Origin of the sequence: Streptomyces poriticola (assembly GCF_036689765.1) — a bacterium.
GTDB lineage: Bacteria > Actinomycetota > Actinomycetes > Streptomycetales > Streptomycetaceae > Streptomyces > Streptomyces poriticola.
Window position 1 is genome coordinate 106,125 of record NZ_JBAGKH010000014.1, and the last position, 21,680, is coordinate 127,804.

The window sequence follows — 21,680 nt, forward strand, 5'->3', positions numbered from 1 at the left end:
GCACCCCGCCGCACCCCGTCGCCCAGCCCGAGCGGGGCCGACCGGACGGGCCGCCGCGCCGGACAGCCCGCTACATCCGGAGCGCCCCGGGATGGGTCTGCTCCCGCACGGACACGAACTGCTGCCGCACCGCCTGACCCACGGCGAGCTCCTCGCCCGGCTCCAGCACCTGCGCCACCGCGCCCTGCCAGGCCGGCGGCGTCCGCGGGTCCAGCGTGCCCTGCGACGCCCCCAGCGCCCACGCCGCCTGCCGCGCAGCGCCGATCGCCGCATAGTCCGCGGGCTGCGGTACGACGACCTGCGCACCGAACAGCGACGGGGCCGCCGCCTGCACGGCCGGCAGCTCGGCCGCCGCGCCGAGCAGGAAGACCCGCCGCACATCGACGCCCCGCGCACGCAGCACGTCCAGTGCGTCCGCCAGCCCGCACAACATGCCCTCGAACGCGGCCCGCGCCAGATGCTCCGGCTTCATCGACTCCCGCCGGAGCCCCGCCAGGGTGCCGGCGGTGTGCGGCAGGTTCGGCGTCCGCTCGCCCTCCAGATAGGGGAGCAGGACCAGCCCGTGCGCCCCCGGCGTCGACTTCATCGCCAGCTCGGACAGGCTCTCCAGGTCCGGCACCCCCAGCAGCTCGGCGGTGCCGCGCAGCGCGCGGACGGCGTTCTGGGTGGTGACCACGGGCAGATGCATGCCGGTGGCATCGGCCAGGGAAGTGATCATCCCGGTCTGGTCGACCAGCGCCTCCGGGTGCACCGCCATCACCGAACCGGACGCCCCGAGCGAGACCACCGCGTCCCCGAGCCCGATGCCGAGCCCGAAGGCGGCGGCCATCGTCTCGCCGGTCCCCGCGGAGATCAGCAGCCCCTCCGGCGTCGTACCGGCCGCCTCGGCGGGGCCGATCACCTCGGGCAGCATCGCCTGGTGGCCGAGGGCCAGCTCCACCAGGTCGGGCCGGTAGCCGCCGGTCGCCGCGGACCAGTAACCGGTCCCGGACGCACCGCCCCGGTCGGTGGTCCTGCGTACCGGCCGGCCCAGCAGCTGCCACACCAGCCAGTCATGAGCCTGCAGCAGGACGGCGGTGCGCGCGGCGGCCTCCGGCTCGGTCCGGGCCAGCCAGCGCAGCTTGGTCACCGGCTGCGCGGCCTGCGGCACACTGCCCACCGCCTGCGCCCACGCCTCGCGCCCGCCGAGGGCGTCGATCAGGTCGGCCGCGGCGACCTGGGCGCGCTTGTCGCTGCCCACCAGCGCGGGCCGCACCGTGCCGCCCTGCGCGTCGACCGGCACGATCGCATGGGCCTGCGCCGAGACACCGATCGCCTGCACGCCCTCCAGCAGCCCGCCGCCGGCCGCCTCGCCCAGCGACAGCAGCCACGTCTGCGGGTCGACGTCGGAGGGACGGCCGCCGCCCTCGGGGCCTTCCACCGGATGCGGCGCATAGCCCTGCCGCAGCACGGTCCCCGTGTCCGCGTCACAGACGACGATGCGAGTGAAATCGGGCGCACTGTCCAGCCCGGCGACTATCCCCATGGCGAAAATTCTGCCGCACGGCCGAGCCTGCCGGGACCATGGGCGCCGCAGGACATGGCGGCACCCGCACCCGGGGCGGCGATCAGGTGTTGCTGGTGCCCCAGTCGTCGCCCGCGCTGCCGTCGCCGTTGCGCTCGCGCAGGGAGCGGACCCGCTGCGCCACCGACTCCGGCATCCGGTCACCGACCTTGTGGCTCACCGCGTGGTACGCCCTGTCCGCGTAGTGGCGGCCCTGCTGCGCGGCCGACTCCGCGGTGTTGCGGACGGCGGGGTTCTCCGCGAACTGGCGGGCGGACTTCTTCAGCTGCTCGTAGCGCTCCCGCCCGGCCCTCGTGCCCAGTACGTAACCCACGGCGAGTCCGACGACGAACGTGAGCCGGTAACGCATGGCGGCCACCCTTCCCTGAGTGTCTACGGTGCCGGGGAGTACCGATTGGCGGAGCACCCCCCTGCTTGCGCTAATGTATGTGTCGCAGCGAGCGCGCGCCCCCTGGCGGATACCCGGGGAGGTCCGTTCGATGCGGCGAGGCAATCCTCGGTAGCTCAATTGGCAGAGCAGCCGGCTGTTAACCGGCAGGTTACTGGTTCGAGTCCAGTCCGGGGAGCTCGGTCCTCCGTAGCTCAATTGGCAGAGCAGCCGGCTGTTAACCGGCAGGTTACTGGTTCGAGTCCAGTCGGGGGAGCATGCTGAACGAGGACCCCTCCGGGGTCCTTTTTCATGTCCGGCCCTCGACCCGGGGAACCGCACGGCACACGGCGGAGTCCTCAAGGTCATGAGGGTGCCGTGGGAAGCCGACCATCCGAGGCAGGAGATCGTATGAGCGGCTATGCTGCGGCAGACGGCGCGCACACATGTACGCGACACGCCGCTATGGGGCGGTAGCTCAGCCGGTTAGAGCAGCGGACTCATAATCCGTCGGCCGTGGGTTCGAGTCCCACCCGCCCCACCGAGCGTCCTCAGGGAGAATCGTTCTGACCTGGGGAAACGTGGATTTCGTGGCGGTTCTTCGTGCGGTACTAGCCGCGCGCCGTGCGGTACTGGCCCGCCGTTGCAGCGTGTCAGCGCACTTTAGATGCGCCTGACCTGGCCTTTTGTGGCGGTTGCCCGAGAGAGCGTCGTGGCGCGGTCCCACGGCCGTCGAGAGGCTTCGCGCTCCGCCCACGCCTTGCCACATCGTATGACGTCCCCGCTATCCCTGTGGCCGCTCGGGCGGTGTGCTGTTCGTGTTCGCGGTGCTGGTGCTCGGCCTGTTCTCGGGCTTCAGTGACACCGTCGAGTCCCTGACGGAGGACTTCCCCGACGCGCTGAACGCGTTTGTGGGCGCGGGTGACGCACCCGGGGCTACGTGGTCGGCGAGTTGTTCAACCTGATCCCGCCTCTGTCGATCGTCGCCTACGCGGTCACCGGCGGGGCTTCGGCGGTCGCCGGGGAGGAGGCGAGGGCACGATGTCCGTGCTCTCCGCCCAGCCGGTCAGCCGCCGCCGCGTCCTCTTCGCCCAAGCGGTCGGCCTGTTCGCGTCCCCGGCCGTCGCGGTCGCGGCGTTCTGCGCGGGTGTCGTGCTGGCAAACCCCGCCTGGGACGCCGGACTTGCACTGAGCGGCATCGTTCGCAGTCTGCCTGCACCTGCTCCTGCTGGGCCTCGCTTTCGGAGCACTGGCCCTGGCCATCGGCGCCGCCACCGGCCGCTCGCCCTGGCCACCGCGTCACCGGTGCGATCGCCGCCGCCTCCTACGTCGCCGACGCCATGCTTCCGCTGGCCGGGCTCGACGGCTGGAGCGAGCTGAGCCCCTGGCACTACTACGCGGGCAGCGATCCCCTGGCCAACGGCATCAGCCCGCCCCACCTCCTCGTCCTGGCCGCGATCACCGCCCTCGCCGTAATGGCCGGCCTGCGCCGGTTCGAGCACCGCGATCTGAAGGGCTGAGCACACGACGTCCGCAACCACGACACCCTCCGCCCCCGACCGGAGCCGCGCCCGCCAGGGCACCGCTGTCTGGGCTCTGGTCGCCAAGGCGATCGGCGACCGGCTGCAGTTGGCGGTGATCGTCGGTGTTCTCCTGGCCGGGATGGGCCTGCTCGTCCCGTCGGGGCCCTGTGGCCGTCGCTCCAGGACACTTTCGTCGGCTTTCCCGAGTCCCTGCGTGACACTCTCGGCAAGGTCCTGGCGGGCGCCGATCTGACGACCCCGACCGGCTGGGCCGACGCCGAGCTGATGTCCGTCGTCGCACCCGCCGGGATGATCGCGGCGGCAGTCCTCTCCGCCGGCCGCGGTACCGCCGGCGAGGAAGAGGACGGAGCACTGGGACTCCTGCTCGGCGCACCGGTGGGGCGCGTCCCGTTCCTGCTGGCCAAAGCCGTTGCCATGGCCATACACGTCCTTGTGGTCTGCGGGCTCCTCGCGCTCGGGCTCGTCGCCGGAAACGCGGTCGGAGACCTGGGGCTGACCGCCGCCGGAATCGTCGGAGCCACGGTGCACCCCGGATGCTCGGCATCCTCTTCGGCGCTCTGGCCCTCCTCATCGATGCTGGCATCGGGAACCGGCGGCGGACCACGATCGTCTCGGCGAGGCCGGCCGCCGGCGCGTTCGCCGTCAGTGCCCTGTTTCCGCTCTCGGACTCTCGCCGACGGCGCACGCTTCGCGCATGTCGTCGCTGCGCTTGACGATCGAAAGGACGAACGTTGATCAGCTTGCCGCCGTCGAAACCGCGGCTGTCGACGGCGACCGCTTCGACGGACTGCGAGTCGATCACACCCGCACTCGGCTCCGCATCCCGGCCCAGCGTCTGGCGGACCTGTCCCCGCAGTCGGTCGTGGTACTCCCTGACCAGGCCGTGGTCACGCCACCGGCGAAAGCAGGCGTACACGCGGTCCCACCGCGAGAAGTCCGCCGGCATCGCCACTTGATGCCGTTGTCCATCAGGTAGCGGAGTGCGTCCAGCATCGCCCGGTGGCAGTACGCCTCCGGCTGCCCGCCCCGGCCCTGCATCCAGTCCGGCACCGGCAGCAGCGGCCGGACCGCCGCCCATTCCGCGTCCGTCATGTCCGACGGATACCGCCGAACATGTTCCGGGTGATCGGCCGCGTTGCCGAACCGGTAAGCGACACAATCACACGTCGGAGCAGTCGAGTTGAACTCCGCCGGCGCGAGCGCGTAGAACAGCGGCATGGCTTGAAACCGTCGCGTTCGGCTAGGTTGACTCGCCCTCAACATGGCTGGCTCCGTTGTGGCGTTGACGGATGGGTGCGTCACAGTGCGCCGAATGGGCATTGGCGTGAACGGATCACACCCCTTGACCGTGCACGCTCATGAGCGTTCAATCACCGGAACTTTTGGGTTCTGTGTGACTTCAGGGGCGGGGTTGTGTTGTCGGGGTGGGTAGGCCGTGACGTCGGCGTGGAGAGCGCAAGGCCGCGTAGCGGCGTGCGGGGGGCGGGCGCTGTCTCTTTCGCGCTGAGTGCCGTGTTGATGGTGGGGTTGCTGTCCTGGGCTGGTGTGGCTTCGGCTGCTGACGGTTGCTCGGGGGTGGAGTCGGATTACAACGGTGACGGGGTTCGGGATACGGCGATCGCCGATCCGGAAGCGTCCGTGGGCGGTAAGGCGGACGCGGGAAGCGTGACCGTGGTGTATGGCGGTGGCGCGGGCTCGGTGCAGGTGCACCAGGATCAGGCCTGGGTCTCGGGTGCGGCGGAGGCAGGGGATCGGTTCGGGCACGCACTGGCTCAGGCTGACCTTGACGGCGACGGCTGCAGTGACCTGATCGTCGGAGCACCGTACGAGGATCCGGGCGAGGTGCGGGACGCGGGAGCGGTCTACATCGTCTACGGCTCTCCCGAAGGTCTGGGTGGCGGCGCTGCTCCGACCAACTACAACCAGGCCCAGAGCCGCGTCTCAGGCGCTGCGGAGGCGGGCGATCTGTTCGGTTACGCGGTGGCCGCGGGCCACACGAGTTCCGGTGCGCCCTATCTCGCGATGGGCGTGCCGGGCGAGGATCTGGGCACGGTTCGTGACGCCGGGGGATTCTTCTACCTCCGGGGCAGTGTGATCATGTGGGTGGACCAGGACTCGCCGAGTGTTCCAGGGGCAGTTGAGCCCGATGACCGGTTCGGCGCGTCCTTGGCCGGGACGTCGGGTCATCTCGCGGTTGGCGGGCCGGGGGAGGCGATCGGAAGCGAGGCGTTCGCCGGAATGGCGGGGGTGTTCAGCCACACGGTCGATGGCGCAGGTCGGCCGACTCCGCTGGCGGGGCTGGACCAGTTGTCCCCGAAGGTGGGCGCGGCAGAGCTGGGTGACCGGTTCGGCACGTCGCTGGCGATGACACCGATGCCGGACACGTCGGGGACGTACAAGGGCGGTTCGTATCTGGTGGTCGGCTCATCCGGGGAGGATCTGGGCACCACGGCGGACGCGGGCAGTGCCTCGGTCTACCGGGTCACCGCGTCAGGCGGTGTGTCGCCCCTGGTTGCTGGACTTCATCAGAATGCCGCGGGCACGCACGGCAGCGCGCAGCCAGGTGACTTCTTCGGCCAGGAGCTGGCTGCCACGGTGCAGGGAGGCACCCTGAGGGTGGCCGCGGGTGTGCCGGGTGAGGAGTCAACAAATGAGCACCTGGACAAGGGCGGGGTGCAGATCTTCGATGTGGCCGCTGACGGAACGCTGACGGACGAGTGGCTGGACGCGGGGTGGGGCATTCCGGGGGTGCCGCAGCAGCAGATGTTCGTGGGGACGAGTCTGGCGGCGACGCCGGACGCTCTGCTGGTGGGAGTGGCCTACGGGCCGGGTGAGGTTCCTGGCGCGGTCTACGGCTACGGCTGGGCGGCGGAGAGCGGCGGTGCGCCCTCGGTGACCCATGTGCCCGGTGAGGGCGGCCTTCCGGCTGGCGGCAAGGCCTTCGGGGCTGAGGTCCGCTGAGTCAGCGACGGCGTACGAGGTGGAGAACAGGGGTGGGGATGGCAGCGGCAGGCATGGACAGACGCGCATGGCGCCCCGCCGTGGTGGTGGGTGCGTTGACGGCGCTGCTGGCGGCGGGCACGGCCGCATTGCCGGGGACGGCCGAGGACGCTGCGGCCGCGGGATTCGATGCGGCGGTGGCGAAGGCTCAGGGGAGCGGCGAGGCGCCGACGGAGGCTCTGGCCCGCGCCGCCGCGGCGAAGGCTGACCAGCCAGTCGAGGTGACCGGGCTGCGGCAGGAGCGCCGGGAGGTGTTCGCCAATCCGGACGGTTCGTTCACCGCGCAGGAGTACACGCAGCCGGTGCGGACGCAGCGTGGCGGCAAGTGGGTCACGGTCGATGACACGCTCGTTCCGCGTGAGGATGGCGGCTTGTCGCCCAAGGCGGCGGCGGTGGAGCTGGAGTTCTCCGGCGGTGGGGACGGTGCGTTCGCGCGTATGCGCAAGGCGGGCCGTGAGTACGCGTTGACCTGGCCGGCGGGCAAGTTGCCGAAGCCGCGGGTGGAGGGGAACACCGCACGCTATGCGGAGGTCCTGCCGGATGTGGATCTCGCCGTGCGCGCCGAGATCGAGGGCTTCAGTCACTATCTGATCGTCAAGAGTGCCAAGGGTGCGGCCAGTGCCGAACTGGAGGAGATCGAGTTCGGCCTGTCGACCAAGGGGTTGACGGTGGAGCGGACCGAGCAGGGGGTGCTGCGGGCCGCGGACACGACGGCGGGCGGCACGGTGTTCGAGTCGGCGCAGCCGGTGATGTGGGATTCCTCCGGCACGGGCGGAGCGGAGTCGGCGGCTGGGCCGCAGGCGAGGTCAGCGGTGGCGGGACCACAGGTAGCTGCGGCGGCTGGAGAGGTCCCACTGGATGCCGCTGACGGTGGCAGGGTCACACCGGTGGGGCTGTCTGTGGCCAAGGGCAAGCTCACTCTGAGGCCGGATGTGAAGCTGCTGCGGGCCAGCGACGCGGCCTACCCGGTGGTGATCGATCCGACTCCGAAGACGACGTCACGTACGGCATGGTCCTCGGTGATGTCGGGGATGCCGACGAACAAGGAGTGGAAGTACTCCGGCCACGCGGGTGTGGGCAAGTGCCCGTTGAACTACAACCCCACGCAGTGCGCGAACATCGGGGTGCGGCGGCTGTTGTTCACCTTCCCGATGTCGTTCTACCGGGGAAAGCAGGTCCTGAGCACGCAGTTCTCGGCGCGGGTGGGCAGTGTGTACTGGGCGGACGCGAGTGCCGAACCCCTTGACCTGTACCGGATCGGCGGCAAGAACTACAAGGTCACGTCGTCCAGTAACTGGTCGAACACCAAGGATGACTGGTCGGACTACCTGGCGACGGTGGACAAGAAGATCTCACCCACGTCCTGTTCCAGCCAGGCGAATCTCCACTTCAGCAATGGTGAGTTGCTGGATGAGGCGAAGGCTGCGGCGTCCGGGAGCTGGTCGAGCATGTCGCTCGGCCTGCGGGCCAAGAATGAGAGCACGTACGCGGGCTGGAAGCGGATCTGCGGCAACGCCTATCTGAAGATCACCTACAACACTCCGCCCAAGCAGGTCGACTACCGGCTCATGTCCTCCAACCCGGGCGGCCAATGCACCTGGGGCAGCGGGCGGCCCTACACCGATGTGCTGCCGCAGCTGCGGGCCGAGGCCCGCGATCCGGACCACAATTCCTCGGGCACGGACCCGGTGAAGATGCAGTTCAAGGTGGACTGGACGGACAAGAACGGGGTGGCGCAGTCGTACACCGCCGACACGGGCTACAAGTCTCCCAATCCGGGAACGGTGTTCGTCCATACGGTGAAGCAGCGTCCTGCCGGGACGCCGCAGATTCCGCAGAACACGGTGATCTACTGGTCGGCCAGGGCGTACGACGGTGATGCCTGGGGACCGTGGAGCTACGCCGACAGTCCGCAGCGGTGCGAGTTCATCTGGGACAGCACACGCCCCAAGGCGCCAGCGGTCGGCTCCGCGCAGTACCCGGCGGACGAGGCGTGGCACCACGGGGTCGGCACGGCAGGTGACTTCACGTTCACCGCGTCGGACAAGGATGTGAAGGAGTTCCGCTACTCCGTCGACGACCAGCCATGGAAGACCCTTCCGCCAGACAGTGAAGGTGCGGCTACGGTGACCTGGATGCCGCAGGCGGCGGGGCGCCACTGGGTGACGGTCGAGGCGTATGACAACGCCAACAACTCCAGTGCCCCGGCGCACTACGAATTCCTGGTAACGGATGGCAAGCAGGCCGCGGGACAGTGGAACCTGGCCGACGCGGCCGACAGTGAGCTGGCGCACGACGAGAGCGGGCGTCACCCGGGCAGGCCCGGGACCGGGGTGCTCTTCGGAGTTCCCGGGCCCGGTGGTGCGGCGGACAGCGCGGCCCGCTTCGACGGCACGGCGAACGCGTATCTGGACGCGTGGGGCACGGTGATGGACACCGGTGAGAGCTTCACGGTCAGCGCATGGGTGCGGCCCACCGCGCTGGACCGGGATATGGCCGTGGTGAGCCAGGACAGCACGGGCGAGCCCGGCTTCGTCCTGGGCTATGACGCCGCCGAGAAGGCCTGGGCGTTCTCGGCCCCGGACATGGACGTGGACGCCATGGTCCGCTGGCGGGCCACCGCCTCAGGGGTTGACGTCGTCAAGGACAAGTGGACGCAGCTGACTGGGGTCTTCGACCCCAATGCGGCCTCCGGTCCCGAGCTGCGGATCTACGTCAACGGCAACCAGGCGGGCAAGGCGGCCCGCCACACGGTGTGGTCGTCGTTGCGCAGCTTCCAGATCGGCCGGGTGCTTGCCAAGTCCGGCTACCGCGACCACTTCGAGGGCGATCTGGCGGAGGTGCGCGCCTTTGACCGCGTGCTGCCCACCGCGCAGGTGGCCGGACTCCTCGACATCAAGCCGCAGCGCAAGGGTTACTGGCCGCTGGACGCGGTGGCTGACGGCGCCTCCGCGAACATCCAGCCGGGCGGACAGCCGCTGGCCCTGCAAGGCGGCGCGGCCGTCTACCAGCCCCAGGACCCGTTCTTCGACGAAGCGGCGCTGGTGGGCGACGGGCACCTGGCCCTGAACGGCGCGGGTGACTGGGCGGCGACTACGGACCCGGTGGTGAGCGCGGCCGACAGTTACACCGTCGCCGTGCGCGCTCAGCTGGCCGCGCTGGACTCCACCGAGTCACAGACCGTGCTGTCGCTGCCGGGAAAGAACACGGACCGGGTGGCGGTGCGGTACCAGGCCGCCACCGGACAGTGGGAGTTGGCGGTGTCCGCGTCCGACAGCACCTCAGCGGAGGTGACCGTGGTCACCAACGATCAGCTGCTGCCGAGCAACGACGGCTCGGGACAGCATCTGGCCGTGGTGTTCGACTCCTTCACCCACGAGGTACGGCTCTCTGTCGACGGGCAGCTGACCGCGACGGCCGTCGGCTCCGACCACAGCACCTGGCCCTCCAGCGGAGGCCTGCAGATCGGCCGCTCCGCACAGGGCGGCGGCAGCGAGTACTTCGCCGGAGCCCTGGACGAGGTCCGGGTCTACGCCGGTGCGGTTGATCCGACCGGGATCAGCCGGATGAACCAGCTGACCGGCGACACGGACCTGTAGCCCTCTTCTCACCGGGTGACCCGGGGCGCCCCGCACGGGGGCGCTCCCGGCCCCGCTCCTTCGCGCCTCACCCCTGACCTGAGCTCATTCGAACTCATCTGAACTTCTGTCTTCACGGAGCTGTCTCTGATGCCCTTCCGTGGCCGTTTGCTCGCCTCCCGCATGCCTCGGTATGCGCTCGGCGCCACCACGCTCGGCGTACTGCTGTCGCTGTCCGCGGGCACCGTCCAGGCGCTGCCCGCCAAGCCCGAACCGGCCAAACCACCAGGGGTGGAAGCCAGCCCTGACCCAGCACGCGGCAAGAACGCCACATCCAAGCCCAGACCGGTCGATGAGGCGGCGAAAGCCGCGGTCAAGCGGCTGGACCCAGCCGTGCTGCCGAAGCGCGGAGTCGCCGAGGTCGAGGTCAGGGCCAAGGGCGCGAAGCCGGTGAAGGTCGGCGGGTTGCCCGTCACCGTCACCGAACCGGCCAAGGCCTCCACCGCCAAGGCCGCCACGGCGAAGGCGGCGAAGGGCGACAAGCCCCAGGCGCGCACGGCCGCCGCCACGGCGAAGGTCCGGGTCGAGGTGCTGGACCAGAAGCGGGCCGACAAGGCAGGCGCAGGCGCGCTGCTGCGAGTCCGGCCCACCGACGGGGCGAAGGGCGCCAGCAAGGTCCGCATGTCCGTGGACTACTCGGCGTTCGACGAAGCCTACGGCGGAAGCTACGGCGCACGGCTGCGGCTGGTCGAGCTGCCCGCCTGCGCGGCCACCCAGGACCTGGGCGGCAAGAACTGCCCCGGAAAACCGAAGGTACTTGAGTCCGTCAACGACACCGACGCACAAACGGTGAGCGCCGACGTCTCCCTCGCCGCCCCGGCCACCGCCAAGCCGGTCAAGACCCAGGCGGCAGCCCCCGCCGCACGGCAGCTGGCGGCCGAGACCGCGGGCGCCACCGTGCTGGCCCTGGAGGCCGGGGACTCCTCGGACAAGGGCGACTACAAAGCCACCCCGCTGGCCCCGTCGGCCAGTTGGAACGTGTCCAACTCCTCCGGGGGCTTCTCCTGGGACTATCCGCTGCGCACGGTGCCCACACCGGGCGGCCTGACGCCGTCGATCGGCCTGGGCTACTCCTCACAGACCGCGGACGGCCGCACCTCGGCCACCAACAACCAGGGCTCCTGGCTCGGCGACGGCTTCGCCTACGAGCCGGGCTACGTCGAGCGGTCCTACAAGCCGTGCGCGGACGACGGGCACAAGACCTCTGCTGAGCAGTGCTGGGCGTTCGACAACGCCACCGTCATGCTGAACGGCAGCGCCGCCCAGCTCATCAAGGACGACAAGAGCGGCAAGTGGCACTTCTCCTCCGAGTCCGGCGCCAAGGTCGAGCAGCTCACCGGCGCCAGTAACGGCGACAACAACGGCGAGCACTGGAAGATCACCACCGCTGAGGGCACCGAGTACTACTTCGGCCGCAACCGGCTGCCGGGCTGGAGTACCGGCAAGGAGACCACTAACTCGGCCTGGACCACCCCGGTGTTCGGCGACGACGCCGGGGAGCCCTGTTACAAGTCCACGTTCAGCGCGGCGCACTGCAAGCAGGCTTGGCGGTGGAACCTCGACTATGTCAAGGACACCCACGGCAATGTCATGTCGTACTACTACGGGGCCGAGACCAATCACTACGCCCTGAACGGCAAGACCGGCGTCAACGGCACCGCCTACCACCGCGGTGGCTACCTCAAGCGCGTCGACTACGGCCAGCGCGCCGGCGCGGTGTACGACGCCAAGGCCCCGGCCCGCGTGACCTTCCAGACCGCCGAGCGCTGCCTGCCCAGCGCCGACTTCGACTGCGCCCCGTCGAAGATGACCAAGGCCAACGCCGCGCACTGGCCGGACACCCCGGTGGACCGTCACTGCAAGGCGGACACCAAGTGTGACGCGAGCCAGTCCTCCGCGACGTTCTGGACCACCAAGCGGCTGACCGGCGTCACCACCCAGATGCGCACCGGTGCCGACACCTACGCCGACGTCGACGCTTGGACCCTCACCCACCAGTTCACCGACAACGGGGACGACACCAAGACCCTGTGGCTGAACAAGATCGACCACGAGGGCAAGGTAGGTGGCAGCAGCAAGCTGCCGTCCCTGGAGCTGCAGGGCGCGCACTTCGTCAACCGCGTCGACAGCGACGACGACAACATCGACGCCTTCCACCGGCTGCGGCTCGTCACCGTCCTGAGCGAGACCGGCTCCCAGCTGGACGTCACCTACGCACCCGCCGAATGCACCGCCACCGCGCTGCCCAAACCGGGCGAGTCGACCAAACGCTGCTATCCGGTCGTGTGGTCACCGCCGGGCAGTATCGAGCCGAAGACCGACTGGTTCCACAAGTACGTCGTTAAGGAGATCAGGGAGAGCGACCGCACCGGTGGCGGCGACGACCTGGTCACCCGCTACGACTACCAGGGCAACGCGGGCTGGCGGCACGCCGAGCCGGACGGCATCACCGACGCGAAGTACCTGACCTGGGGCCAGTGGCAGGGGTACGCCAAGACCACCGTCACCAGCGGCAACGGCGAAGAGACCTCGACCCGGGTCGACTACACGTACCTGCAGGGCCTCAACGGCGACAAGCTACCCGGTGGCGGCAACCGCACCGAGACCGTCAAGGACTCCACCGGCACCTCCTACACCGGCCACAAGGAGTACGCCGGCTTCGAGATCGAGGCCAAGACCTACGACCAGGCCACCGGCGGCAGGGTCATCGCCAAGACCATCTCCGAGCCGTGGAAGCACGACACAGCCACCCAGACCAAGTCCTGGGCCACCTCGAAGGCGACCGTCGTCCAGGAGAAGACGTCCCGCGGCTACGAACTGCTGTCCGACGGCACCTGGCGCCAGACGAAGTCCGTCTCGCACTACGACACCGACAGCCCCAACGTCCGGCTGGTACGCACCGACGACCTCGGCGACGTAGCCACCACCAAGGACGACAGCTGTACCCGCCTGTGGTACGCGGACAACCCGTCCAAGAACATCTACGAACTGCCCTCCCGTAGCGAAGCCGTAGCGGGCAGATGCGCGGCGAGCCCTGACCGCACAACCCAGGTCATCGCGGACGAACGCACCTCCTACGACGGCGGCGCCTTCGACGCCGCGCCCACCAAGGGCGACGCGACCAAGACCGAGCGGCTCACCAAGCACGACGGCACCAGCGCCACCTACCAGACCACCGGCACGACCACCTACGACAAGTTCGGCCGCCCCACCGCGCAGACTGACGCGGACGGGGCGAAGACCACCATCACGTACTCCGACGCCAACGGCCTGATCTCCCAGAGCAAGGTCACCAACGCGCTCGGCCACGTCACCACCACCGACTACGCGCCGGCCTGGGGCCAGGCATCAGGGCAAACCGACCCCAACGGCAAGCGCACCGACTTCGCCCACGACCCGCTGGGCCGCCTGGCCAAGATCTGGCTACCCGACCGCGCCAAGACCACCAACCCGAGCATCAAGTACACCTACCTCGTCCGCCGCGACAAGCCCGTCGCCGTCAAGACCGAGAAGATCGAGAACGGCGCCACGTCGTACGGCACCGAATACCAGCTCTACGACGCCCTGCTGCGCCCGCGCCAGAAGCAGACCGAGGGCCCTGACGGCACCCGCATGGTCGCCGACGTCTTCTACGACGGCACCGGCAAGCCGAAGAAGACCAACGCCACCTACAACGCGGCCGGAGCCCCCTCCAGCGAGCTCCTCCTAGTCGCCAACGGCGAGGTCGGCGCCCAGACCGTCTCCGAGTACGACGGACTGGGCCGCACCACCGCTTCGATCTTCCAGGTCGCCGGAGTCGAGCAGTGGCGGAGCACCACGGCGTATGACGGTGAGCGCACCCACGTCAACCCGCCGAACGGCGGCACACCGACCACCTCCATCACTGACGCCCACGGCAACACCACCGAGCTGCGTCACTACAACGGCCCGGACACGGGCCCGTCCACCGGCTACGACACCTCCAAGTACACCTACGACGCCGTCGGCCGCATGCAGGCCGTGACAGACAGCAAGGGCAACTCCTGGCGCTTCGAGTACGACCAGCTGGGCCGCGCGACCAAGACCGTCGACCCGGACGCGGGCACCACCACGACGGTCTACGACAGCCTGGACCGCCCGGTGTCCGTGACCGACGGCCGCGGCGAGAAGACCTCCACGGTCTACGACAAGCTCGGCCGCCCGCTGACCACCTGGAAGGGCGAGCCGAACACCGGCACCAAGCTCACCGAGACCCGCTACGACAAGGCAGGCTGGCTCGGCCACGCGTACATGTCGCTGCGCTACACCAACGGCACGGAGTACTTCGGCTCGGTCGTCCAGTCCATGGACGCCTTCTACCAGCCACTCAAGACGGCGTACGCGGTGCCGAAGTCCGAGGGCGCACTCGCAGGCGTCTACACCTTCACCACCACCTACAACGGCGACGGCACAGTCAACGGCATCGGAATGCCCGCGGCCGGTGGCCTGACGTCTGAATCGATCGCCTTCGGCTACGACGAGCTGCAGCGCCCGACATCGATGACCGGGAAGACCTCCTACGTCACCAATGCTGTCTATTCGCGCACCAGCCAGCTCAAGCAACTGGAGCTGTCCACCGGAACGGGCAAGAGGACCTGGCAGACCTTCTCCCACGAGAAGGGCACCGACCGGCTGACCCGCTCGACCACCGACGTCGAGGGGGAGGTGGGACAGCTCGCGGCCGTCAAGCGCAGCCACTACTCCTACGACCAGGCCGGGAACATTCTGTCCCTGTCCGACACGGCGGGCGTCGCCCCGGATGTCCAGTGCTTCGACTACGACGGGCGCCAGCGTCTGTCTGAGGCCTGGACCCCCGCGGCCACCGAAGCCCAGGCCACCGGCTCCGGCACGGTCGGCGCGCAGCTGAACGGTGCCACCCCTCAGGCCTGTTCGGGGACCCCGGGCAGCAGTCCGCTGGGCGGCCCGGCCGCGTACTGGACCTCATACACGGTCGACGCGATCGGTAACCGCACCAAGGAAGTCACCCACGACACCGGCCTGGACACGGCCAAGGACATCACCCGCACCTACACCTACGGTGAAGGCGACGCGGGCCCGCACGCGGTCACCAAGGTCACCGAGAACACGCCCACCGGCGACCGCCAGTCCACCTACGCCTACGACGCCACCGGCAACACCACCGAGCGCACCCTGAGCGGCGACACCCAGACGCTGGCCTGGAACTCCGAGGGCAAACTCACCAAGACCACCGAGGCGGACGGTAAGGAAACCACCTACGTCTACGATGCCAACGGCGAGCGCGTCATCCGCCGCGACGACACTGCCACCACGGTCTACCTGCCCGGCATGGAACTGAGCCTGGCCAAGGGCTCCAGCACCGTGAAGGCCACCCGCTACTACTCCTTCGGCGGCGAGACCATCGCCGTCCGCCAGAACAACAGCGCGCTGTCCTTCCTCGCCTCCGACCACCAGGGCACCAGCAGCCTCGCCATCGACGCCGCCACCGGAGCCGTCGCGCAGCGCCGCTTCGACTCCTACGGCGGCACCCGCGGCAAGCCGACCGGCACCTGGCCCGGCGAGAAGGGCTTCGTCGGCGGCACCCTCGACGAACAGAGCGGCCTGACCCACGTCGGCGCCCGCCAATACGACCCAGGCCTGGGCAAGTTCATCTCTGTCGATCCGCTCATCGACTACACCAACCCGCAGCAAATGAACGGCTACGGGTACGCCAACAACAGCCCCGTCACCTACTCCGACCCCAGTGGTCTGATCGTCGCCGAATGCTTTACCGGCGAGATCGCCTGCCAGGGCGGACGCCCTACCACCGACAAGAAAAAGGTGACCCAGCACAAGGTCACACAGGCACAACGGGCACAGAACCGGGCCCAGAACAATGTCACAGCGGCCAAGACGAACCTCAACACTTCAAAGAAGAAAGTCCAGCAGACCGCCAAGACCCTGTTCAAAATCATCAAGAAGGAGATCGGTGTCGACGCGGCACTCGACTGCTTCTCCAGCGGCGACATCGGCGCCTGCGGCGAAACCCTCCTCAACGTCGCAGGCAGCTTCGCCGGAGGCCTCGCCGGAAAGATTCTCGCCAAGTACGTAAACCCCTTGAAGTGGAAGAAGGGCTACGATCTCGCCAAACGCGTCACCGGCCTCGCTCTAGACCTCATCAAGGGCGTCAAGGGCTGGTTCAGCAACTCCAAGGCACTCGGCAAAGCCAGAGACAAGCTCGACCGCGCACGGGCGAAAACCAAGGCGACCGTAGCCAAGGCCAAGGAATGCCACAGCTTCCTGCCAGGAACCAGAGTCCTCCTCGAAGACGGCACCACCAAACCGATCGAGGACATAGCCCTCGGCGACAAGGTAACCGTCACCGACGCCGAAACCGGCAAGACCACCACCCGCGAGGTCGTCGGCACCATCGTCACCGAGGACGACAAGCACTTCGTCGACCTCACGATCAAGGCGCACGACGCCGACGCCTCCGCACTGATCTCCACCACCACCCACCCCTTCTGGGTAGAGTCCGAGAACAAGTGGATCAACGCCGGCGACCTCAAGCCCGGCATGACGCTCCACACCCCCAACGGCGACACCGCCACGGTCGAACACATCCGCCACTTCGACCAGCGCCAACGCACCCACGACCTCACGGTCAACGACATCCACACGTACTATGTGCTGGCAGGGGAGACGCCGGTCCTCGTTCACAACAGCAATGGGAATTGTGGCGTCACGGATCTCGCAGCCAAGATTGATGTTGAGAACCTTTCGATGACCAAGACCGTCGAAAACCACACCTGGGACATTGCTGGTACTCGGGATGTCGATGCCCCCAACTTCGGTAAGGCTGCACGCCCTTACATGAACGGCAACAATGGGCAGCTCCTTCGGGGAATCATGGAGGGATCCGCACCCAGAATGGATTCCCGTGGCGCTCCTGGGGTTGTCGAGTGGAGAACGCCCGGAGCGATGAACGGAAGCAACGGGATCTGGGAGCTCAACATCGACGCAAATTCTAACAGGATCGTTCACTTCCTCTTCAAGAGCACAAAAGGCTAGCCCGAAATGAAATTCTCCATCCAAGACGGATCTCCTCTTGAGGGTGTTCTCACCTATGACGAGTCCGAGTACGGATTCTCCTTCAGTGCGCAGAGCGGGGAGTCGTTGAGCGAGAGGCTCGGCTCGAAGGGGGTTGCAAGTGTGCTGATCGGCACGCTCCAACTTGAGGTCGATATTGAGTCTCGGGAAGTCCTGTTCGCCTGGGGATACTTTCCAAACGTTCGGGGTGTGGTGGCCGAGTTGATTGCTCCACAGTTCAATCCCGGACGGGTATTCATCTCGTCGGACCACTCCTTCGAGCCTGGGGTTTCTTTCGAGGTCCCTGGAGACAGGTGGCGGGTTTCGTATGATCCTTCCTCCGGGTGGGTCGCCATTCGTCTGAACAATGCCGTCGGCGCTAAGTTTGTCCAAATCGCTAGCGGAACTGTATTGGGCGTCGACAACGGTGATCTGGTTTCGGTCTGGCTCAATCCTGTTTTTGCAGAGTGACAGGCGATGAGGCGGACGGGTAAGTAGAAGATCCGTTAGCAGCAGCAAAGATGAAGCCCCGCCAGGTGCGTCCTGGCGGGGCTTCTGCGGTGCGTGACGGCAGTAGTTGACGGCAACGTCAGCGGACGGGGACGGCGGAGGGTGGCGGTTCATCGCCTTCGTCCCGGGCCGTATGGCTGCTCTCCGGGCTGCCGAGCGCGGTGCCGAGGGCGTCGATGGCGTCGCGCTGGAGGCGGAGTCGGACGTGGGCGTAGACGGTGGCGGTGACGCCGATGTGGGCGTGGCCGAGGAGTTCCTTGATCACGACGAGTTCGATGCCCTGTTCCAGGAGGAGGGTGGCGGTGGAGTGGCGGAGGTCGTGGAAGCGGATGCGGCGGAGGCCGGCCTTGCGGAGGAGCGTGAGGAAGGCGCGGGTGAGGTTGGTCGGGTCGATCGGTCGGCCCTGCGCAGTGGTGAACACGTGCCCGTCGTGCCGCCACGTGGTGCCCGCGGCCTCATGCTCGCGCTGCTGCTGTTCGTGGTGGAGCTTCAGCGACTGGACGCAGCGGGTGGAAAGGGCGATGCGGCGCTCGGAGGCCCGCGTCTTGGTGGGCAGCGTGGTGAGCCCGCCTGCGGCGGTTCGCTGAAGGGTGCGGCGGACGGCGGCGGTGCCCGCGTCGAGGTCGAGGTCTTCCCAGTGCAGGCCGAGGAGTTCGCCCTTGCGGAGTTCGGTGTGGAGGGCGAGTTCGAACAGCGCGTGCAGCCGGTGGCCCTGGGCGGCGGTGAGAAACTGCCGGGCTTCGTCGGCGGTGAGGGGTTCGAAGCGTCGGGGGCGGGGGGTGCCGGTGCGGACATTGCGGGCGAGGTTGCGCGGGATCTCTTCCTCCCGTACGGCGTGCTCCAGGGCGGACTTGAGCACGGAGTGGATGTAGGTGAGCGTCAGCGGAGAGAGCAGCTTGTGGCAGCACCGGCCGGCGGCACAGCAGCGGGGCTCATTGCGCCGGGCGTCGAGGCCGCGCGTGCAGCACTGGCAGGTGGCGCGGAGCTGGTTGAGCCAGGTGCGGACGTCCTTCGCGGAGAGCTTGGCGAGCTTCTTCTTGCCCAGGCCGGGGATGAGGTACCGGTTGACGCAGGCGGTGTAGCGGGTGTGGGTGTTCTCGCGCAGGTGGTGGGCGGCCACGTTCTCCAGCCAGTACGTCAGGTACGCGGCCACGCTGCCCTGCGCGGTGGGGACGGGGAGGCCGCGGTTGCTGGCGGCGATCTTCTCGGTGAGCTTTGGCCAGGGCGTCTTTGCGGGTAGTGCCGTAGACGCGGACGCGGCGGCGGGTGTTGCCCTGTGCGAGGACGTATCCGGCGGCTTCCCAGCGGCCATCCTTGCGCTGGTAGACCGTTCCGTCGCCGTTGGCCCGTACGCGGCGGGAGGCGGGGGTGTCTCGGGGCGTGGTCATCAGGCGGCGGCTTCCTGTTCGAGGCGGGTGCGGATGAAGTCGGTGAGGGCATGGGTGGGGATGCGGCGGGCGCGGCCGAGGGTGATCGAGGCGAGTTGGCCGGAGCGGAGCAGGTCGTAGATGGCGGAGCGGCCGAGCTGGAGGCGGGCCATGACCTGGGGAACCGTCAGCAGCTCCTCCGGCGTACTCAGCGCCTGGTGGGGCGCGGCGGGCGCGTGCGTGGTCATCAGCAGCCCCCTTCGAATGCGAACTGGCGTGCCAGTTCTCTGCGGTGCCAGACGGCAGCGGCCAGGAGGGCGGCACCGGGGCTGTAGCCGGTGCCGAGGTAGGCCCAGTGGCCGACGACGAGGGTGGTGTCCGGGTCGGGCTCGGGCAGGCTGGCATGGGCGTGGACCTGTTCGGTGCGCCAGGTGCGGCGGGCGTCGCGCAGCGCGCCGAGGGTGGTGGAGTAGCGGCGGGACTTGGTGGAGAAGTGGCCCCGGAAACCGAGCATGTGCGCCCACTTCCAGAGCTTGAGATCAGCGAACTCGGGCAGCCTGCCCAGCTCCCAGCAGGTGCGGATCATCTGCCGCACGTGCCGGGCGACGGCGAGCCGAGACAGCGGCCGGGCCTGCCCGGTGCCGCCGCAGGCGGTGCAGGGGAGCGCGGCCCCGTGGGGCAGGAGGGTGGCGCCGCGTCCCTGGCAGGGGCGGCAGAACAGGGCGCGGTCGAGGGTGCCGGAGGCGTCGGCGGACTTGGTGGCGTACTTGGCCACGTAGGCGGCGACCGCTTGATCGGTGAGTTCGGTGTCGGTGCCGAAGGCTGCGATCTCGCGCACGTCGAGCTGTTCGCCCCAGGTGAGTTCGCGTTCCCCGATCGCATCCGACACGACGGCCACTCGGACACGAAGGGCGGCGGCCCGGATGGCGTCAGCGAGCACGGCGACGGTGGCATACGGGGGCGGGGGCGTGGAATTGCCGTCCGGGCCGTCGAGGCGGATCACGGCGTGGAAGTGGACCAGGCCGCGCTTCTGGTACTCGGCGACCTTGGCGAAGGACACGCGCAGGACCGTGCGGGCGGCCTTCTGGGTCATGCCGAGCCGGGCGGCGATCTCGCGGCGCAGGTAGGTGGTGAAGCGGGCCCACAGGGCGGAGGCGTGGGCGTTGAACAGGATGGCGCCCGCGTAGTCGTAGGTTGCGGGGTTCAGCGGCGTGCCGAGCAGGGCGTCCGTGGGTTCGTGGAGCTTGCGGCAGCGGCAGGGCCGGGCATTCCCGCCGGGCGTGGTGGGGCGGTTGTGGACGGGGCCGAAGGAGGGGGCGGTGAGGGTGGCGAAGACGCGGGGGTGGGTGCGGACAGTGTCGGGCACGTTCTTGCCGCCGGACAGGCCGGCCCGGATGAGGTGGTAGGTGTCGGCGGCGTAGACGCGGGAGCAGGCCGGGCAGCGGGAGGCGCGGCGATTGCCGCATGCGGTGAGCAGGCTGCCCGTGGGCTCCCCGGAAGCGGTGTACGCGCGCAGCACCTCGCCGGTTGTGGTGTCGATGGTAGTGCTCTGGCCGGTCAGGCGGACGGGTTCGGTGCAGCCGCCGAGGTGTTCGATCTGCTGCTGTGCGCGGTCGAAGTCGGGGTGGTTGACGAGGTGGAGCAGGTCCCGCACGGCGGGGCTTGCCACGTGGCGCAGGTCCAGGGTGACCATTCGGGGCGTATCCCTTCTGTTCGGGGTGGGACCCGAGCAGCAACCGACCATCAGGGAAGGCATGTTGGTGCTGCTCGAGGCATGACGAACCAGGCCCATCGGGTGGCCGTGGATTTCAGGGAGGAGTTATCCGGCCAGTGGCCGGGGTGGCTCAGAGCTGAGCGAGGGCGGCGGTGGCCACCGGCAGGGCGACGCCCATGCGGGTTGCGAGCTGGGCGGCGGTGACTGGTGTTCCGTGCTCGGCGTGGTGGGTGTCCGCGATGCGCCGGGCCGCATTCAGCAGTGCGGCGGGGAGGACCGGGCGGGTGCCGGTGGCAGGCGCCTTGGCGACGGCCTGGGCGGGGGCGGGGACCTTGAGCACGGTAGGCACTGCGGCCGGAGGCGGCGTAGGTGTCGAGGCGGGGACCGGCTCAGGGGCCGGTGCCGCCGTTTCGGGAGCGGGCGCCGAGGTGGGCACCGGCTCAGCGAGGGGTGCGGGGGTGATGGTTGCGGTGGTGTCCTCCCGGTGTGCGGCCGTGTGGAAGTGGGCGAGGAAGGCGGGGCCGACGTGCCCCCAGCCCAGGAGCAGGAGCGGGGCGACGGTGTCCAGGCAGGCCCGTCCGTAGCGTCCGGTCAGCAGGGGCTCGGCGGTGTTCAGCCCGAGGGTGAGCAGCCCGCACAGGTGCAACAGCCGGGTGCCGGCCTTCAGCTCCGCCTTGGGGACGCCGCGCAGGGCCAGGAACCGCAGCGCGACCAGGAGGCCGACGACGGACAGGTCCACCATGGGCGCGATCAGCGGCGCGATCGGGCGCGGGACGCCGAGCCGCAGGGCGAGCGCCCAGACGTTGCCGAAGGAGAAGACGAAGGCCAAGGCCGCGATGACCGCCATGACCATGGTCACGGTGCGCCGGGTGAACCGCTCTTCCGCCATGCGCGGGGCCTCCTCTCGGGGC

At 69.0% G+C, this 21,680-nt stretch carries 13 protein-coding genes, 3 tRNA genes and 1 pseudogene; 10 read left to right on the plus strand and 7 right to left on the minus strand.

Translation table 11 applies throughout. The annotated features are described in order from the left end of the window. Positions 1-70: 70 nt before the first annotated feature. On the minus strand, positions 71-1,525 hold the full coding sequence (locus V5O46_RS19220; protein ID WP_332885856.1) for a xylulokinase: 1,455 nt from the start codon (positions 1,523-1,525) through the stop codon (positions 71-73). Positions 1,526-1,607: 82 nt separating this feature from the next. Beyond that, positions 1,608-1,913 carry a YtxH domain-containing protein gene (locus V5O46_RS19225; RefSeq protein ID WP_332885857.1) on the minus strand — a complete coding sequence of 102 codons (306 nt, stop codon included), beginning with the start codon at positions 1,911-1,913 and terminating at the stop codon, positions 1,608-1,610. Between the two features lie 144 nt (positions 1,914-2,057). On the opposite strand from V5O46_RS19225, the gene V5O46_RS19230 reads away from it, so the two are divergent. The 6 genes from V5O46_RS19230 (at position 2,058) to V5O46_RS19255 (ending at position 4,210) form a co-directional block, all read left to right on the plus strand. Continuing rightward, positions 2,058-2,130, plus strand: a tRNA-Asn gene (locus V5O46_RS19230). Positions 2,131-2,135: 5 nt separating this feature from the next. Further along, positions 2,136-2,208: transfer RNA gene (locus V5O46_RS19235), tRNA-Asn, on the plus strand. 190 nt (positions 2,209-2,398) lie between these two features. Continuing rightward, positions 2,399-2,472: transfer RNA gene (locus tag V5O46_RS19240), tRNA-Ile, on the plus strand. 268 nt (positions 2,473-2,740) lie between these two features. Further along, complete coding sequence (locus V5O46_RS19245) at positions 2,741-2,896, plus strand: hypothetical protein (RefSeq protein ID WP_332885858.1); 156 nt, start codon at positions 2,741-2,743, stop codon at positions 2,894-2,896. Positions 2,897-3,271: 375 nt separating this feature from the next. After that, positions 3,272-3,451, plus strand: coding sequence for a hypothetical protein (locus tag V5O46_RS19250; RefSeq protein ID WP_332885859.1), 180 nt, complete (start codon positions 3,272-3,274; stop codon positions 3,449-3,451). Between the two features lie 288 nt (positions 3,452-3,739). Further along, positions 3,740-4,210, plus strand: coding sequence for a hypothetical protein (locus tag V5O46_RS19255; protein WP_332885860.1), 471 nt, complete (start codon positions 3,740-3,742; stop codon positions 4,208-4,210). A gap of 63 nt (positions 4,211-4,273) precedes the next feature. On the opposite strand, the gene V5O46_RS19260 is transcribed toward V5O46_RS19255, so the two are convergent. Then, entirely contained in the window at positions 4,274-4,567 is a 294-nt protein-coding gene (locus V5O46_RS19260; RefSeq protein ID WP_332885861.1) for a transposase, read from the minus strand. 483 nt (positions 4,568-5,050) lie between these two features. On the opposite strand from V5O46_RS19260, the gene V5O46_RS19265 reads away from it, so the two are divergent. The 4 genes from V5O46_RS19265 to V5O46_RS19280 all read left to right on the plus strand — a co-directional run bounded on the left by V5O46_RS19265 (position 5,051) and on the right by V5O46_RS19280 (position 17,649). After that, entirely contained in the window at positions 5,051-6,436 is a 1,386-nt protein-coding gene (locus V5O46_RS19265; RefSeq protein ID WP_332885862.1) for an integrin alpha, read from the plus strand. A gap of 53 nt (positions 6,437-6,489) precedes the next feature. Next, a complete protein-coding gene (locus V5O46_RS19270) occupies positions 6,490-10,074 on the plus strand; it encodes a LamG domain-containing protein (RefSeq protein WP_332885863.1) in 3,585 nt (1,194 codons plus the stop codon). Between the two features lie 129 nt (positions 10,075-10,203). Next, entirely contained in the window at positions 10,204-17,160 is a 6,957-nt protein-coding gene (locus tag V5O46_RS19275; protein WP_332885864.1) for a polymorphic toxin-type HINT domain-containing protein, read from the plus strand. Positions 17,161-17,166: 6 nt separating this feature from the next. Beyond that, positions 17,167-17,649 (plus strand): hypothetical protein, encoded by a 483-nt coding sequence (locus tag V5O46_RS19280; protein WP_332885865.1) that lies wholly within the window; start codon positions 17,167-17,169, stop codon positions 17,647-17,649. Positions 17,650-17,767: 118 nt separating this feature from the next. Here the strand turns inward: V5O46_RS19280 and V5O46_RS19285 are convergent. From V5O46_RS19285 to V5O46_RS19300, 4 genes and pseudogenes are all read right to left on the minus strand, one after another. After that, positions 17,768-19,076 (minus strand): annotated as a pseudogene (locus tag V5O46_RS19285) (tyrosine-type recombinase/integrase). Beyond that, entirely contained in the window at positions 19,076-19,303 is a 228-nt protein-coding gene (locus V5O46_RS19290; RefSeq protein WP_332885866.1) for a helix-turn-helix domain-containing protein, read from the minus strand. Before V5O46_RS19290 ends, V5O46_RS19285 begins: the two are co-directional and overlap by 1 nt. Then, complete coding sequence (locus tag V5O46_RS19295; protein WP_332885867.1) at positions 19,303-20,748, minus strand: replication initiator; 1,446 nt, start codon at positions 20,746-20,748, stop codon at positions 19,303-19,305. Before V5O46_RS19295 ends, V5O46_RS19290 begins: the two co-directional genes overlap by 1 nt. Before the next feature lie 151 nt (positions 20,749-20,899). Beyond that, positions 20,900-21,658 (minus strand): DUF2637 domain-containing protein, encoded by a 759-nt coding sequence (locus V5O46_RS19300; RefSeq protein ID WP_332885868.1) that lies wholly within the window; start codon positions 21,656-21,658, stop codon positions 20,900-20,902. Positions 21,659-21,680 lie beyond the last annotated feature (22 nt).

Excerpts from the sequence above, each read along its gene's own strand:
- V5O46_RS19220 (WP_332885856.1), bottom strand. The coding sequence starts at position 1,525 with ATGGGGATAGTCGCCGGGCTGGACAGTGCGCCCGATTTCACTCGCATC.
- V5O46_RS19225 (WP_332885857.1), bottom strand. The coding sequence starts at position 1,913 with ATGCGTTACCGGCTCACGTTCGTCGTCGGACTCGCCGTGGGTTACGTA.
- V5O46_RS19250 (WP_332885859.1), top strand. The coding sequence starts at position 3,272 with ATGCTTCCGCTGGCCGGGCTCGACGGCTGGAGCGAGCTGAGCCCCTGG.
- V5O46_RS19255 (WP_332885860.1), top strand. The coding sequence starts at position 3,740 with ATGTCCGTCGTCGCACCCGCCGGGATGATCGCGGCGGCAGTCCTCTCC.
- V5O46_RS19260 (WP_332885861.1), bottom strand. The coding sequence starts at position 4,567 with ATGACGGACGCGGAATGGGCGGCGGTCCGGCCGCTGCTGCCGGTGCCG.
- V5O46_RS19270 (WP_332885863.1), top strand. The coding sequence starts at position 6,490 with ATGGACAGACGCGCATGGCGCCCCGCCGTGGTGGTGGGTGCGTTGACG.
- V5O46_RS19275 (WP_332885864.1), top strand. The coding sequence starts at position 10,204 with ATGCCCTTCCGTGGCCGTTTGCTCGCCTCCCGCATGCCTCGGTATGCG.
- V5O46_RS19280 (WP_332885865.1), top strand. The coding sequence starts at position 17,167 with ATGAAATTCTCCATCCAAGACGGATCTCCTCTTGAGGGTGTTCTCACC.
- V5O46_RS19290 (WP_332885866.1), bottom strand. The coding sequence starts at position 19,303 with ATGACCACGCACGCGCCCGCCGCGCCCCACCAGGCGCTGAGTACGCCG.
- V5O46_RS19295 (WP_332885867.1), bottom strand. The coding sequence starts at position 20,748 with ATGGTCACCCTGGACCTGCGCCACGTGGCAAGCCCCGCCGTGCGGGAC.
- V5O46_RS19300 (WP_332885868.1), bottom strand. The coding sequence starts at position 21,658 with ATGGCGGAAGAGCGGTTCACCCGGCGCACCGTGACCATGGTCATGGCG.